This window comes from Chryseobacterium sp. GVT01B (assembly GCF_019970045.1).
Lineage (GTDB): Bacteria > Bacteroidota > Bacteroidia > Flavobacteriales > Weeksellaceae > Chryseobacterium.
This window is the reverse complement of sequence record NZ_JAHXYI010000011.1, coordinates 41,166-55,409: the sequence shown is the minus strand read 5'-3', so window position 1 is coordinate 55,409 and position 14,244 is coordinate 41,166. Positions and strand designations below refer to the sequence as shown.

General features: G+C 35.5%; 15 protein-coding genes. 8 read left to right on the top strand and 7 right to left on the bottom strand.

Going from position 1 to position 14,244, the window contains the following annotated elements:
• Positions 1-308 precede the first annotated feature (308 nt).
• From obgE to hpt, 3 genes are all read right to left on the bottom strand, one after another.
• On the bottom strand, positions 309-1,292 hold the full coding sequence (gene obgE / locus LC457_RS21955; protein WP_047374141.1) for a GTPase ObgE: 984 nt from the start codon (positions 1,290-1,292) through the stop codon (positions 309-311).
• Between the two features lie 63 nt (positions 1,293-1,355).
• The gene (locus LC457_RS21950) at positions 1,356-1,934 is read right to left on the bottom strand and encodes an adenylate kinase (protein WP_077415719.1); all 579 of its coding nucleotides are present in this window, start codon (positions 1,932-1,934) and stop codon (positions 1,356-1,358) included.
• 132 nt (positions 1,935-2,066) lie between these two features.
• Entirely contained in the window at positions 2,067-2,621 is a 555-nt protein-coding gene (gene hpt / locus LC457_RS21945; protein WP_047380929.1) for a hypoxanthine phosphoribosyltransferase, read from the bottom strand.
• Positions 2,622-3,020: 399 nt separating this feature from the next.
• Between hpt and LC457_RS21940 the strand changes: the two genes are divergently transcribed.
• On the top strand, positions 3,021-4,610 hold the full coding sequence (locus LC457_RS21940; protein ID WP_223601744.1) for an ABC-F family ATP-binding cassette domain-containing protein: 1,590 nt from the start codon (positions 3,021-3,023) through the stop codon (positions 4,608-4,610).
• Between the two features lie 165 nt (positions 4,611-4,775).
• On the opposite strand, the gene LC457_RS21935 is transcribed toward LC457_RS21940, so the two are convergent.
• The 4 genes from LC457_RS21935 to LC457_RS21920 form a co-directional block, all read right to left on the bottom strand.
• Positions 4,776-5,315 carry an AAA family ATPase gene (locus LC457_RS21935; protein WP_223601743.1) on the bottom strand — a complete coding sequence of 180 codons (540 nt, stop codon included), beginning with the start codon at positions 5,313-5,315 and terminating at the stop codon, positions 4,776-4,778.
• Between the two features lie 42 nt (positions 5,316-5,357).
• A complete protein-coding gene (locus tag LC457_RS21930) occupies positions 5,358-6,287 on the bottom strand; it encodes an alpha/beta fold hydrolase (RefSeq protein WP_223601742.1) in 930 nt (309 codons plus the stop codon).
• A 103-nt stretch (positions 6,288-6,390) separates the two neighbouring features.
• Positions 6,391-7,011, bottom strand: coding sequence for a hypothetical protein (locus tag LC457_RS21925; RefSeq protein WP_223601741.1), 621 nt, complete (start codon positions 7,009-7,011; stop codon positions 6,391-6,393).
• Positions 7,012-7,052: 41 nt separating this feature from the next.
• Positions 7,053-7,973, bottom strand: coding sequence for a hypothetical protein (locus tag LC457_RS21920; protein WP_223601740.1), 921 nt, complete (start codon positions 7,971-7,973; stop codon positions 7,053-7,055).
• 45 nt (positions 7,974-8,018) lie between these two features.
• Between LC457_RS21920 and LC457_RS21915 the strand changes: the two genes are divergently transcribed.
• The 7 genes from LC457_RS21915 (at position 8,019) to dapB (ending at position 14,186) form a co-directional block, all read left to right on the top strand.
• Positions 8,019-9,305, top strand: coding sequence for an adenylosuccinate synthase (locus LC457_RS21915; RefSeq protein ID WP_223601739.1), 1,287 nt, complete (start codon positions 8,019-8,021; stop codon positions 9,303-9,305).
• 192 nt (positions 9,306-9,497) lie between these two features.
• On the top strand, positions 9,498-9,785 hold the full coding sequence (locus tag LC457_RS21910) for a hypothetical protein (protein WP_223601738.1): 288 nt from the start codon (positions 9,498-9,500) through the stop codon (positions 9,783-9,785).
• A gap of 253 nt (positions 9,786-10,038) precedes the next feature.
• A complete protein-coding gene (locus LC457_RS21905) occupies positions 10,039-10,887 on the top strand; it encodes an energy transducer TonB (RefSeq protein ID WP_223601737.1) in 849 nt (282 codons plus the stop codon).
• Positions 10,888-11,051: 164 nt separating this feature from the next.
• A complete protein-coding gene (locus LC457_RS21900; RefSeq protein WP_047420649.1) occupies positions 11,052-11,825 on the top strand; it encodes a ParA family protein in 774 nt (257 codons plus the stop codon).
• 69 nt (positions 11,826-11,894) lie between these two features.
• Positions 11,895-12,785: a ParB/RepB/Spo0J family partition protein gene (locus tag LC457_RS21895; protein WP_223601736.1), complete on the top strand. Its 891-nt coding sequence runs from the start codon at positions 11,895-11,897 to the stop codon at positions 12,783-12,785.
• The gene (locus LC457_RS21890; RefSeq protein WP_223601735.1) at positions 12,785-13,423 is read left to right on the top strand and encodes a DUF5683 domain-containing protein; all 639 of its coding nucleotides are present in this window, start codon (positions 12,785-12,787) and stop codon (positions 13,421-13,423) included. Before LC457_RS21895 ends, LC457_RS21890 begins: the two co-directional genes overlap by 1 nt.
• 61 nt (positions 13,424-13,484) lie before the next feature.
• A complete protein-coding gene (gene dapB, locus LC457_RS21885; protein WP_047374207.1) occupies positions 13,485-14,186 on the top strand; it encodes a 4-hydroxy-tetrahydrodipicolinate reductase in 702 nt (233 codons plus the stop codon).
• The last annotated feature ends 58 nt before the right edge of the window (positions 14,187-14,244 follow it).

Here is a 14,244-nt window from a genome sequence, read left to right as displayed (position 1 = left end):
AATTGTTCCAAAAACTTCATTTTGCTGTGTTTGTATGTTAAATATAAAATAATAAATCTACTTAATCTTTATTTAAACCATTAAGATAGGATGAAGATGTTAAGGACATTAAGATAAGCTTCGCTTTAAGCTTAAGAATCAGAATGATTTATCTTAACTATACTTTATCTCTTAAATTCTTCTTAATGGTTTAAAATATTATATAGAAAAGTAAGTGAATTGTAAACATAAAAACAGCCTCAGAAAATTTGAGGCTGTTTTTATGTTGAAGTTCCATTTTAAAATAAAACTTGTGAATTATGCATTTTCTATCCGTGTAGTTGTTTCCAGATGGCATCTTTAAGCTCCATAAGACCTTCTCCGGTAACTCCTGAAAAGAATAAAGGCTGCTTGTTTTCAGGAAACTCTGCTGCAATTTCTTTTTTCAGTTCATCATCCAAAAGGTCAGATTTTGAAACGGAAATAATAAAATCCTTATCCAAAAGTTCAGGATTGTATTCCTTCAGCTCATTTTCAAGAATTTTAAATTCCTGGAAGTGATCTTCAGAATCAGAAGGAATTAAAAACAATAGGATAGAGTTTCTTTCAATATGTCTCAGGAATCTGTGTCCTAATCCTTTTCCTTCCGCTGCTCCTTCAATAATTCCGGGAATATCAGCCATTACAAAAGATTTGTAATTTCTGTAGTCCACAATTCCAAGGTTAGGAGTCAGGGTTGTAAAGGCGTAATTGGCAATTTTTGGTTTTGCCGCAGAAACAGATGCTAAAAGTGTAGATTTTCCGGCATTTGGAAACCCAACAAGTCCTACATCAGCCAAAATTTTAAGTTCGAAGACTACATAGCCTTCTTCGCCATCCATTCCGGGTTGAGCATATCTTGGGGTCTGATTGGTAGAGGATTTGAAATGCTCGTTTCCTTTTCCTCCTTTTCCTCCCTGCATCAAAATGATTTCCTGCTTGTCATCAAGGATTTCTCCGATAATTTCACCTTCTTCATTTTTAGCGATCGTTCCAATGGGAACATCAATATAAATATCAGAACCGTCAGCTCCTGTAAGCTGGTTTTTCGCTCCGTTTTCACCGCGTTCTGCTTTTATGTGACGGGTATATCGAAGTGGAAGCAAAGTCCATTCATTAGCATTTCCTCTCATGATGACGTGTCCGCCACGACCTCCGTCGCCACCGTCAGGACCACCTTTAGGAATATACTTTTCACGGCGAAGGTGGGCAGAACCAGCACCTCCGTGTCCGCTTTTACAATGGATCTTTACGTAATCTACAAAGTTAGACATATAGTTTGTGTTGCGAGTTGTGAGCTACGGGAGGAAATTTCTTATCCCGTACCCGTATCCCGATTATTTAATTTTCTCTACTTCAGCGAAAAGTTTTTGGGAAATCTCGTCAATTTCTCCAACACCGTTTACCTCTACATATTTACCCTGCTGCTTATAAAGCTCGGCAACTTCTGCTGTTTTAGTATAATATTCTTTAATTCTGTTTTCGATGATCTCTACATTGCTGTCGTCTGATCTTCCGCTGGTTTCTCCTCTTTTCAGAAGTCTTTCAACCAAAATTTTATCCTCTACTACCAATGAAAGACAGATATCAATATTGTCATTCAGTACTTCCTTAACGATGGTTTCCAGAGCTTCTGTCTGAGCAGTTGTTCTTGGATATCCGTCAAAGATAAAACCGTTGGTATCAGTAGGTTTTTTGATCTCATCGATCAGCATATCTGTTGTTACCTGATCCGGAACCAATTCTCCCTTATCGATGTATGACTTAGCCAGTTTCCCAAGTTCAGTGTCATTTTTCATATTGTATCTGAAAAGATCACCTGTTGAAACCTGTTTTAAATTGAATTTCTCGATTAGATTCTGAGCTTGTGTTCCTTTTCCACTTCCTGGAGGGCCGAACAGAACAATGTTTATCATAATGTTGATACGCTTCCAGCCATTAGTAATACAATACACTGTTGGCTTTTAGCTTTTTTAAGTTAATATTTTACTTTTATTTCGATTAAGTTTTAAAGCTAACAGCCAATAGCCGGTAGCTAATGACAATAATTAATGGTTGATTTGTCCGTCTTCCAATTGATATAAATTAGGTAGGTTTCTTCCCAATTCATCATAATCAAGTCCGTATCCAAGTACAAATTTGTTTGGAATTTCCATTCCGATATAATCCAGTTTGAAATCCTTCTTGTAAATCTCAGGTTTCAGTAAGAAACTCGCCAGTTTTACAGATTTAGGACGTTGTGTTTCCTTGAAATATTTGAAAAGACTCTCAACAGTGTTTCCTGTATCTACGATATCTTCTACAAGAATGATGTGACGGTCTCTTACATCTTTGGTAAGTTCCATTTTCTGATAAACAATCCCTGTAGATTCAGTTCCTACGTAAGAACTCATTTGAATGAAGGCAATTTCACATTCCCCCGGGTAATATTTTAAAAGATCTGAGAAGAACATCACCACCCCATTTAAAACGCCAATGAATACAGGTACTTCATCTTTGTAATCTTCATAAATTCTTAACGCTGTCTCTTTTACAATTTCCTGAATTTCGGCATCCTTTAAATAAGGAACGAAAGTTTTGTCGTGAACTTTAATGCTTTCCATAAAATTTTTAGTAGGAGGCAAAGTTACGGATTTTTGATTAAAATACTTTCCTGTTTTTATTAGTTTGAAAGTTTGACGGTTTCGGGATAATAAAGTGGGGGATTATGATGAAGACTGTTTAAATCAGAATAAGTATAAGTTATTGAGTGACATAGAAAGGTATAGCCTTAGAAAAATGAATTCTTCGGAAGAGAATAAATACATGGTGTTTAAGAGTGGAAGAAAAAAGAGATGATAAATATCTTAATAATTTATGGAAAAATGAATATGGTAAAAAATGACTACCTTTGTTCTTTTAAAACCCAAAATAAGGACATGTAGGATATCATTTCTTTCAGATTCAATAAAAACAGTAACTAAGATGTTACTGGTGTTCAACTATTTTTTAAGAAAGAAATCATGATTTTACTACAACATATATCCTTTGGGTTTCCGGGAGGAGATCTTCTATTTAATTATACCAATTTAACAATACCATTTCATACCAAATCTGCTTTGGTGGGAAGTAACGGCATGGGAAAATCAACCCTGCTGAAAATTATCGCGGGGGAAATACAGCCTTTAAACGGAAATATTACTATTTCGGATTCTGTTTTTTATGTTCCTCAGATGTTTGGAAACTTTAATCATCTTACCATTGCTGAATGTCTGAAAATAGATCAGAAGTTGAATGCACTCCAAAAAATCACCAATGGAGAGGTGGATGAAATTTATTTTGAAATTCTTAATGACGACTGGGACATTGAAGAGCGTTGCCAGCAGGCATTGGAACATTGGGGACTTGACGATTTTGATCTAAATCAAACACTGAAAGAGTTAAGTGGTGGGCAGAAAACCAAGGTCTTTCTTGCGGGAATTCAGATCAGTAAGCCTGACATCATTATATTGGATGAACCCACCAATCATCTGGATCTTAAGGGAAGAAAATTACTCTATGAACTTATTGATAAAACAGATGCAACGGTAGTTATCGTAAGCCACGACCGAACTTTACTGAATCTGGTTGATACCATCTTTGAATTAAGTAATCAGGGAATTGCCACGTATGGAGGAAACTATGATTTTTATGCGGAGCAAAAGGAAGTGGAGGAGGAAGCCTTGCATAATGATATTCATGCTAAAGAACGGGCGCTGAAAAAAGCAAAAGAGAAAGAAAGGGAAACGCTGGAACGAAAACAGAAGCTTGATGCAAAAGGAAAGCAAAAGCAGGAAAAATCGGGCGTTGCAAGAATTATGATGAATACCCTTCGGAATAATGCTGAAAAAAACAGTTCAAAGCTGAAAAGTGTGCATGCAGAGAAAATCAGTGGGATTTCAGATGGTTTGAGAGATCTTCGCTCCTCCCTAAAGAATTCTGAGCAGATGAAAGTGAACTTTAATGATTCCAATCTGCATTCGGGGAAGATTTTAATTACGGCTGAAGATATTAACTTCAATTATGGAAAAGGAAATCTATGGAAAGAAAATCTCAATCTTGAGATCCGAAGTGGAGAAAGAATTTCAATCAAAGGCTCGAATGGCTCAGGAAAAACGACTCTGATACAACTTCTGCTGGGAAATACTGAACCTTCTGAAGGAAAAATAGACAGGGCAGACTTTAACAGCATTTATATTGATCAGGAATATTCACTGATTGATCATTACTCTACTCTTTATGATTTTGTCCAGACTTTTAATGATAATGCGCTGCAGGAATCTGAGGTTAAAACATTACTGTCCAGATTTTTATTCGGTAAAGATACCTGGGACAAGAAATGTGGTATGTTGAGTGGTGGTGAACGTTTACGATTACTTCTTTGCGGGCTTTCCATCAACAATAAAGCTCCGGATATGATCATTCTTGATGAACCCACGAATAACCTCGATCTTCAGAATGTGGAAATTCTCACCAATTCCATTAAAGACTATCATGGAACATTGCTGGTGATTTCCCACGACGAAGTTTTTCTGAAAGAGATTGGGACTGATCGGGAACTGATGCTTGGCTAAGGATTGTTTGTGTGATGTACAATGTATAATGTAGGAGATATTCAATAGAGGCGGGCTTTAGCCCGTCTTTCAAAATCAATAAAATTCCATTGGCTTTAGCCGAAACCTATTATAATAAAACCTGGAAATCAATTCCAGGTTTTTATTTTCTATGCATTTTAAAAACTATTTATTTATGGTATTCAGAATAATCTCCATCTTTTGAGACAAGTCATAATCTCCTGAAAGTTCAATCAAAGGAGTGTTCATCCCAGACAGCCATTCCAAATGGGCTTTCAACGTTCTATTGGCAATACCCGTATGGTGATCATAATCTTTAGCCCAATCCATAAACTCCTGAAATTTTTTTGCTCTTTCCGGATTGGTGGTAATTTCTTCGCCATATCTTTCATGCTCTCTTTTTCGCAGCCTTTCCAGTCGCACTTCAGGAGGAAGATAGAGGAAAATAATGAGGTCAAATGCAGGAAATACATTTTCACCCCAATGAATGATTGAACCTCCAAAAATCCAGTTCTCAGAAGTATGAAGTTTGTCTGAAACAATTGAATTTCTCATTTCGGGGTTTTGTCTTTCTGTAAAGGGGATTGGTGTTGGAAGCCAGAAAAAATCATCACTGTCAAAGTATTCAATATTGAGTTCTTCAGACAATGCTTTTCCTAAAGTGGTAACCCCGGAACCTGAAGCTCCGAAAATATGTATTCTCATGACTTTATTCGTTTATGGATCCGCAAAATCAGCGAAAGTATTTTAATTTTTTACGATCCAATGATAGATTTCATTCAGTACTTCTTCCCGTATTTTTTCGTTAAGAATTTCGTGGCGCATCTCCGGATAAATCTTCACATCTAGATGCTGGAAACCGTCAGCTTTTAAATGGTCAACGGTATGCATAACTCCTTTTCCAAAATCCCCGATCGGATCATTCTGCCCGCTTACCAGGAAAGGAAATGACTTAGAAATAGTTGCAGCCCAGTTTCTCGCTGTAGCTTTTTTATAAATGGTAAATAAAGTATAAAAGGCATTATGAGTAAACGGAATTCCACAAAGTTCATCCTGTTCAAAAGCTTTTCTGTTGTTGCGATTTACACTCAACCAGCTGGTATCACTGAAATCTTTATCTTTTTTAAAATGTTTGTTATTAACGCCCGTAAAAACGGAATTCAAAAAAGTACGATAATGAGGAGCGAGGGCATTAGCTAATAATAAATAACCTCTTAACAAGTCAATTCCCGGTAAAGGCCCACCGGTTCCTGTAATGACAGCTCCTGCAAACTTACTGCTTGTCTTTTGAAGAAGACATCGTGTAATAAAAGATCCCATAGAATGCCCCAAAATAAAATGTGGAACATCCGGATATTGCTCTGCAAGATAATCAGCCATCATTTCGGCATCGGCAACAAGCCTTTCATCCGGTTTTTCAAGCTGGAAGAAACCAATATCTTTTTTCTCTTTTACAGATTTTCCATGTCCCAGATGATCATAAGTCAATACAGCAATTCCATGAGAAGCAAAATATTCTGCAATCTCTGCATATCTTCCGCTGTGTTCCTGCATGCCGTGAACGATGAGCAGCGTAGCTTTCACAGAAGTTGCTTCAGGATAAAATAAAGTGTAAAAGAGTTGGGCTTGATCGTTTGTGGTTGCAGATAGGTATCCTGATTTTTGTAGTGGATTCATGTTTGGGATTGTCTTTTGGTGTTTTGGAGGAGGATTAAAGATATTTCTTTGCAGACTTTAAACCTAACAGGTTTTAAAAACCTGTTAGGTTTCATTATAGCAGCTACTTAGCCTCTGATAATGTCCAATCAAGGTAAATATCTTTATTAATGATATCCACAAGAAGATCTTCCAAGTTCTCGCAAAAATTTCTTTTTAATATTAATGGAGATTTTAGTAGAGTTTCCTTTAATTCTTCTTCAGTGTAATAATGTGCGTTTGGATGATCACTGTCGTATTGATTAGCTTTCCAGATTTTATGCTTTAATAAAATATTTACTATGTTTTCAATGATTATGTCTTCCAATCCACATGCTTCATCTTCTACTTTATTAATTATTAAATCATATTTCCCATCCCAAATATCATAATCTTTGTAGTAAACCCTTATTAGTCTTTCCTTATTCAATTGATTAATTAAATGAACACGAGCGGTTATTCCACCTTGAGCGCTTCCGTAAGAAATTACTTTTTTATCTCTTTTTAGAATGAAAAGTGGTCCCGGTCCTACAAATTGATCTTCAAATCTTCTAGTCTGTATAAATTTTTTAGAATTATAATGAAAACAAAATGTGTCTTCACATTCTTCAGTATCCTCTTCTAAAATATCTAAATTATCTCCAAATTCTTTTAAAATATATTCTCTTGCTATTCTTGTAAATTCATCTTTAATATTTTTCTGCATTTTATTTTAAGTGTTTTTTTAGTAAAAATATTGTAAGCCAATCAATTGTTTGTTTCTTCTATTTCTTTAACTGCTAGGTTTACATTTTTAAAATTTGAAATATTTAAAGTAGGATTTTGAATAAGAAATTCAATGTTTTGGTCGCCAAATTTTTGAATTTTATTCATTAATTCGATAAAGCCAAGCTTTGTTACAATTGGAATTTCAAAAGGTTCTGGGTAGTATTTGCTTAAATTTGTTGATATATTTAAGATACCACTTTCAATTTTCTTTAATTTTAATTCATTATTTATATTTGTTTTTAATTCAAAAAAAGGGGCATCAATTACCAAAATAGGTAGAATGATTGAGTTGTAATTATCATCTATGTAATGTTGAATAAATTCGAATTCATTATTTCTGGCGTCATTATATGATTTTATTAAAGCATTCGTTGCTTTATTAATCGTTTCATCTCCGTTAACAAATCCTTGTATTAATTTAAAACCTGCATTGCTTTCTTGAGGTAATTCTATTTTAGTATTACTATTATTTAATAACATTGCTATGATAGGATCTGATAAACCATAATAACTTCCAATACTAATTTGCTTATTTTCTGAATCTTCATTACATAATAAAATAAAAGGTTTATCAGATTTTTTACACTCAATAATTAGTTCCAATGCAAATACTATATCATATTCTTCGGTTGCCCAAGTGCGAGTAGCTTTTAAATCAATTTCACGAAAAATATCATTTTCAGCATCTTTATATAATGTAGAATTTGTAACAATGAAAGAGTTTTTTGATAGAATAGATTCAGTCCATAATTCTAAAGGATAGCCAGTTTTATTTAACCAGTCAATAATTTTATCTTCCACAGGTTTAATTTTATTATTAGTCAAAAATAAAAATAATATTTCAACCCATGATTTCCACCCCTCCCAAAAATAAAATCCACCACAAATTTGCTCACCCAATTTTTTAAAAGTAATTTTGCACGAATCTAAAAACAAAAGTAAAATATGTCAACTTATGTAGTTGTAGGTCTTCAGTACGGAGATGAAGGCAAAGGAAAAATCACGGATGTTTTATCAGCAAAATCGGACTATGTAGTACGTTTCCAGGGTGGAGACAACGCTGGTCACACGGTTTATGTAGGTGAAGAAAAATTCGTTTTGCACCTTCTTCCTTCAGGAGTTCTTCAATGCAAAGGGAAATGTATCATTGCGAACGGAGTAGTGGTAAACCCTAAGTCTTTCATTAGAGAAGTTGGTCAGATCGAGAGCAAAGGCTTGAGAACAGATCATATCTTTATCAGCAGAAGAGCGCATGTGATTATGCCTTACCACATCCTTTTGGATACTTACCGTGAAGAGGAACACGGAGGAACTCAGATCGGAACTACCAAAAAAGGAATCGGACCTTGTTATGAAGATAAAATTGCAAGAGTCGGGATCAGAATGGTAGACCTTTTAAATCCTGAAATTTTAAGAGATAAAATTGAGAAAAACTTAAAAGTTAAAAATTCTCTTTTTGAAAAATATTACGGAAAACCAACTTTAGACGTTGAAGAAATCTACAACGAATATTTAGAGATCGGAAAGCAGCTTCAGGATAGAATCGTTGATACTGAATTAGAACTGAACGAAGCGATCAGAGACGGTAAAAACGTATTGTTTGAAGGAGCACAGGCATTAATGCTTGATATCGACTTCGGAACGTATCCATACGTAACTTCATCTTCTCCATCTACAGGAGGTGTTTGTTCAGGAGCAGGAGTTCCGCCAACATCACTTCAGAACTTAATCGGTGTGGCAAAAGCATACTGTACAAGAGTTGGAAACGGTCCTTTCCCTTCTGAATTAGACAATGAATTGGGAGAAAGTATCAGACAGATCGGTGGTGAATTCGGAGCTACAACAGGTAGACCGAGAAGAACAGGTTGGTTAGACCTTGTTTCTTTAAAACATGCTTGTATGATTAATGGGATCAATAACCTGGTAATTACAAAATTAGACGTTCTTACAGGAATTGAAAACCTGAAAGTAGTAACACATTACAAAACTGAAGACGGAAAAATCATTGATTATTTCACTTCTTCAACAGAAAAATTATACAACTACGAGCCAATCTACCAGGATTTACCAGGTTGGGCTGAAGATATTACAAAAGCAAGAAGCTATGATGAACTTCCTGACAATGCTCAGAAATACATCGAGTTTATTGAGAAATATTTAGGAATCAATGTATACTTGGTTTCTGTAGGTCCTGAAAGAAGTCAGAACATCATCAGAAAAGAATTATTCTAATATTCTTAAACATAAAAATAACAAAGAGACTGTCATTGGATGGTCTCTTTTTTTTTGTTTAAAAATTTACCTTTTAGCTTGTCAATCAATCCTTGTCAAGGTTTTAAACCTTGACAAGGATGCTTTATTCCAGTTTTGAAATTTTGTATACATTTGTTTCAAGACAAAAGTATAAACAGGAAAATCAATCACATGGAAGAAAATAAAATACCCCAGCGTCTTCTGGATAATATTATAATCAGTTTATACTTTACAATAGCTTATGCGGTTTTGCTGATCGTTTATTTAGGGCTGCCTATAGGAGTCAGTTCAGATTTTTTGCTGATCCTGTTTATAGTCTGCAGTTTGGTTTTTAGTATAGGCGCGATTTATTTTGCGGCTAAAAGTTATAAAAAAACGAAGATCAGTTCAATTATTCTGATAGTAATCAATTCTCTGGGATTATTGATACCCCTTACTCTTCTTCTCCTGCTTATATAATCTTCTCTACAAAGCTGTCAGTCCGTTATTTGTAGTTTGTTGTCCTTATTTATTTTTATAGGAAATAGTTCTGTTTTCCTGTGTGACTTTTCCTACTTAAAAATGTTAAAATTCAAACATTGTCATAAATTTTTCTAATATTATGTTGTTTTGTTAAAAAATTGGCAGATGTTTTGATATTACAATATTGCTTATCGATAAGAGCTAACAAAACTAATAATCAAAATTTTTAACAGTTTAAAAAGTAGTAGTGATGAAACAACATAATCAAAACCAGGAATTTCGTTTTAACGAAGTTCTCTTTGAGCACCGCAATAAAGAATATGGTGCCTATGCATTAAGAAACGAATCAGATAGAATATTAACCAAAGCGCTTTTTATCGGAGCAAGTTTAATGGCTGCAGTATCTATTACGCCGTTTGTGATTTCTGTATTGAAATCAGATGTACCAGTTGGTGGAATTAAGGATAATGGCGAGAGAAGAATAATAAAAATTGTTGAACCGCCTGAAAAAGACCCTCCTGTACAGATTGTAAAAACTGTTGCACCTCCAAACACGAAAACGTTTGACAGTACAGTGCCTACGCCATCAAGTGATGCTAAAGATGATATAAAAAAAGATCCTATACCGGATGATGCTGTAGCAGGTTTTGTAGATAACTTTAAAGGAGATCCGGTAACACCTAATACACCAAATGTTCCAACGGTATCAGTAGGAACAGGTCCTGTAATTACTACATCACCGCCAGTAATTTCTGATCCTGTAGATAAAAATAAAATTGCAGAGTCTGGGGAACTTGGAGTAGAAGCTAATTTCACAGGAGGAATAGACGCCTTCAGAAATAAAGTAATGAACAACTTTGACGGTTCAGGATTTGAATCAGAAGATGTTGTAAAAACGACAGTTACCTTTATTGTAGAAATGGACGGAACTATCTCAGGGGTAAAAGCTAATGGAACCAACGCCGACTTTAACAGTGAGGCCATGAGAACAATTAAAAACATCTCAAGCAAAGGAAAATGGATTCCAGCCAAAAACAAAAAAGGAGAATTCGTAAGAAGTTATTTCAAATTTCCTATCTCAATGAAGTTTGATAATTAATACGGAAAAGTAAATTTCAAATAGTTATCCACAAAGATTTTTTTTTGTGGATAATTTTTTTTATCGTTAAATTGCTTATTAACAATATTTTAACTCAATTTTGATTTTCCCCACTCACCGAGAGCAAAGAAAAAAGTGTATTTTTGAAACTTAAAGTTCTAATAATGGCAAAAATCATAGGTATTGCTAATCAAAAAGGAGGTGTTGGTAAAACTACCACCGCTGTAAACTTGGCGGCAGCATTAGGAGTATTGGAAAAAAGAATATTAATCATTGATGCTGATCCTCAGGCGAATGCTACATCCGGTCTGGGTGTTGAAGATGTTCAGTATTCTACATATAATCTACTGGAGCACAGCGCAGAGACAAGAGTCTGTATCAAAAGAACAGCCACTCCGAATCTGGATATTATCCCGTCACATATTGACCTGGTAGCTGCAGAAATTGAATTGGTAGACAAGGAAGACCGTGAGTATATGCTGAAAAAAGCATTAGCCAGTGTAAGAGATGATTATGACTATATCATCATTGACTGTGCACCGAGTTTAGGGCTTATTACAGTGAATGCACTTACAGCTGCAGACTCTGTAATTATTCCGATCCAATGTGAATATTTTGCATTAGAAGGGCTTGGTAAACTTTTGAATACTGTTAAAAACGTTCAGAAGATCCACAATAAAGATCTTGGAATTGAAGGTCTTCTTCTTACGATGTATGACAGTCGATTGAGATTATCCAATCAGGTAGTGGAAGAAGTAAACCTGCACTTCCCGGAAATGGTTTTTGAAACCATTATCAGCAGAAACGTAAGGCTAAGTGAAGCACCAAGTTTCGGGGAAAGTATCCTGAATTATGATGCAGAAAGTAAAGGAGCTGTTCAGTACATTCAGTTAGCTGAAGAAGTTCTTTTGAAGAATGAAAACTTAATAAAGAATTAAATTAATAATAAATGGCCAATAGGTGGATGCTAGCCATCACTTATCAAACATCATTTATCAATTATATCTATGAAGGACAAAAAAAGAGCTATGGGACGCGGCTTGGGCGCCATTTTAAGTGCAGAATCTAAAGCAACTATCAATTCCGCTACTGATGAAGGGGCAGATAAGTTTGTAGGAAATATTGTAGAAGTTGCACTTGAAGATATCTATCCGAACCCGACGCAGCCGAGAACTTATTTTGATGAAAAAGCATTAAACGAACTTGCGCAGTCGATCAAAAACTTAGGCGTAATTCAGCCAATTACCCTGAGAAAAGATGGTGAGAAGTTTGAAATCATTTCCGGGGAAAGACGTTACAGAGCAACTAAAATTGCCGGATTAACGACTATTCCTGCCTATATCCGTTTAGTGAATGATCAGGAACTTCTTGAGATGGCTCTTGTTGAAAACATCCAGAGAGAAGATCTTGATGCCATCGAAATTGCACTTACTTATCATAGGCTTCTAGAAGAAATAGGTCTTACGCAGGAAAACCTGAGCCAGAGAATAGGAAAGGATAGAAGTACCATTACCAATTCTATCAGGCTGTTAAGACTAAACCCGGATATTCAGAATGCTATCAGAAGCGGTGAAATTTCTGCAGGACACGGCCGGGCAATCATCAGTCTTGAAAGTGAAGAAGATCAGCAGGTTTTGTTTGAGCTTATCATCAAAGAAAAATTAAACGTTCGTCAGGCAGAGCAAGCAGCTGCTGCATTGAAGAATCCAAAATCTCCCGCTGCCAAAAAAGCAAAAGTGGAGCTTTCCAATAACTATAAAAAAGCCCAGAAGACAATATCTGATATCTTGGATGTAAAAGTAGAAATCAAATCTTCTGGAAATGGTAAAAAAGGTAAAATTGTCCTGGACTTCAAAAATGAAGAAGAGCTGGAATATATTTTATCCCATATTAAATAATGAAGAAAATATTTTTCACATTTTTCTTGTGTATCGCTGCACTGGCCTACTCACAAGTAAACCCTATTGATACCGTTCGGATGCAGACTCCTCCGAAAGAGGAACCCCGTGTGGTGAAACCAGGTAAAACAGAAGCAAAGATCATTGAAGATCTTGAAAAAGCTAATGGTCCTACAATAAAAACCATAAAACTGAATCCCACCAGAGCAGGATTGTATTCTGCCGTTTTACCGGGATTGGGACAGTTTTATAACAAAAAATACTGGAAGATTCCCATTGTCTGGGGAGCGGTAGGAGCTGGAGTTGGTATTGCTGTATGGAATGATAACCAGTACAAAAAATATCGTGAATACTACATTGCGAAACTTAATGGTACTCCTAATGAATTTGTGGACAGCCATCCGTTTTTAGATAAAAGAGCATTGGGGAACGCGCAGGACAGAGCGAAGAGACAGAGAGATTATGCCATTGCAATTACAGGACTTATTTATATTCTGAATATTGTAGATGCCGTAGTAGATGCGCACCTTTATGAAAGCCGTCATGACCCGGATTTGGTTTTTAAACCATCTGTTATTCAGGATCAGTATGGGTACAGTGCTCCAAAAACAGGATTCAGTTTAAGTTATAGATTTTAGAAGACAACATATTTGCAGAATGCTCTAGTTGAATGCAATATTTAAAAATAAAAAAGATTATATGAAAATAGCATTAGTTGGTTACGGTAAAATGGGTAAGATCATTGATGAGATCGCGCAGAAAAGAGGTCATGAAGTAGTTGCCCGTCTTAAGGAAACCCCAACTGCTGAGAATCTTAATAATCCGGATGTTGTGATTGAATTCTCATTGCCTGAAGTGGCATTTGAAAACATCAAAGCTTGTCTTGAAAATAAAATTCCGGTAATCTGTGGAACTACAGGCTGGCTGGATCAGAAAGAAGAAATAGAAAAACTGGCTGTAGAAAACGGTACAGCATTCCTTTACGGTTCCAACTTTAGTTTAGGAGTCAATTTATTTTTTGCTTTAAACGAGAAGCTTGCAGATCTGATGAAAAACGTAGATGAATACTCTTGTCAGCTGGAAGAGATTCACCACATCCATAAAAAAGATGCTCCAAGCGGAACTGCTATTTCCATTGCAGAAGGAATCATTCAGAACAATCCTAAATTCGATGCCTGGAAGCTGGAAGAGACAGAAGGTAAACAATTAGGAATTTTTGCGGTACGTGAAGATGAAGTTCCGGGAACTCATAGCGTATATTACAGAAGTGAAGTAGACGAAATCGAGATCAAGCATACTGCTTTCAACAGAAACGGTTTTGCGCTGGGAGCTGTGGTAGCTGCCGAATGGATTAAAGATAAAAAAGGAAACTTCGCAATGAAAGACGTTTTGGGACTTTAATTTGTAACAAATTCTGTAAATTGCAGACCAATAAACAGAAAATGATGAATAGTGAATT

Bases quoted from the DNA above. Each gene is read 5' to 3' on its own strand.
- obgE (WP_047374141.1), bottom strand. From the start codon at position 1,292: ATGTCTAACTTTGTAGATTACGTAAAGATCCATTGTAAAAGCGGACAC.
- LC457_RS21950 (WP_077415719.1), bottom strand. From the start codon at position 1,934: ATGATAAACATTGTTCTGTTCGGCCCTCCAGGAAGTGGAAAAGGAACA.
- hpt (WP_047380929.1), bottom strand. From the start codon at position 2,621: ATGGAAAGCATTAAAGTTCACGACAAAACTTTCGTTCCTTATTTAAAG.
- LC457_RS21940 (WP_223601744.1), top strand. From the start codon at position 3,021: ATGATTTTACTACAACATATATCCTTTGGGTTTCCGGGAGGAGATCTT.
- LC457_RS21935 (WP_223601743.1), bottom strand. From the start codon at position 5,315: ATGAGAATACATATTTTCGGAGCTTCAGGTTCCGGGGTTACCACTTTA.
- LC457_RS21930 (WP_223601742.1), bottom strand. From the start codon at position 6,287: ATGAATCCACTACAAAAATCAGGATACCTATCTGCAACCACAAACGAT.
- LC457_RS21925 (WP_223601741.1), bottom strand. From the start codon at position 7,011: ATGCAGAAAAATATTAAAGATGAATTTACAAGAATAGCAAGAGAATAT.
- LC457_RS21915 (WP_223601739.1), top strand. From the start codon at position 8,019: ATGTCAACTTATGTAGTTGTAGGTCTTCAGTACGGAGATGAAGGCAAA.
- LC457_RS21910 (WP_223601738.1), top strand. From the start codon at position 9,498: ATGGAAGAAAATAAAATACCCCAGCGTCTTCTGGATAATATTATAATC.
- LC457_RS21905 (WP_223601737.1), top strand. From the start codon at position 10,039: ATGAAACAACATAATCAAAACCAGGAATTTCGTTTTAACGAAGTTCTC.
- LC457_RS21900 (WP_047420649.1), top strand. From the start codon at position 11,052: ATGGCAAAAATCATAGGTATTGCTAATCAAAAAGGAGGTGTTGGTAAA.
- LC457_RS21895 (WP_223601736.1), top strand. From the start codon at position 11,895: ATGAAGGACAAAAAAAGAGCTATGGGACGCGGCTTGGGCGCCATTTTA.
- LC457_RS21890 (WP_223601735.1), top strand. From the start codon at position 12,785: ATGAAGAAAATATTTTTCACATTTTTCTTGTGTATCGCTGCACTGGCC.
- dapB (WP_047374207.1), top strand. From the start codon at position 13,485: ATGAAAATAGCATTAGTTGGTTACGGTAAAATGGGTAAGATCATTGAT.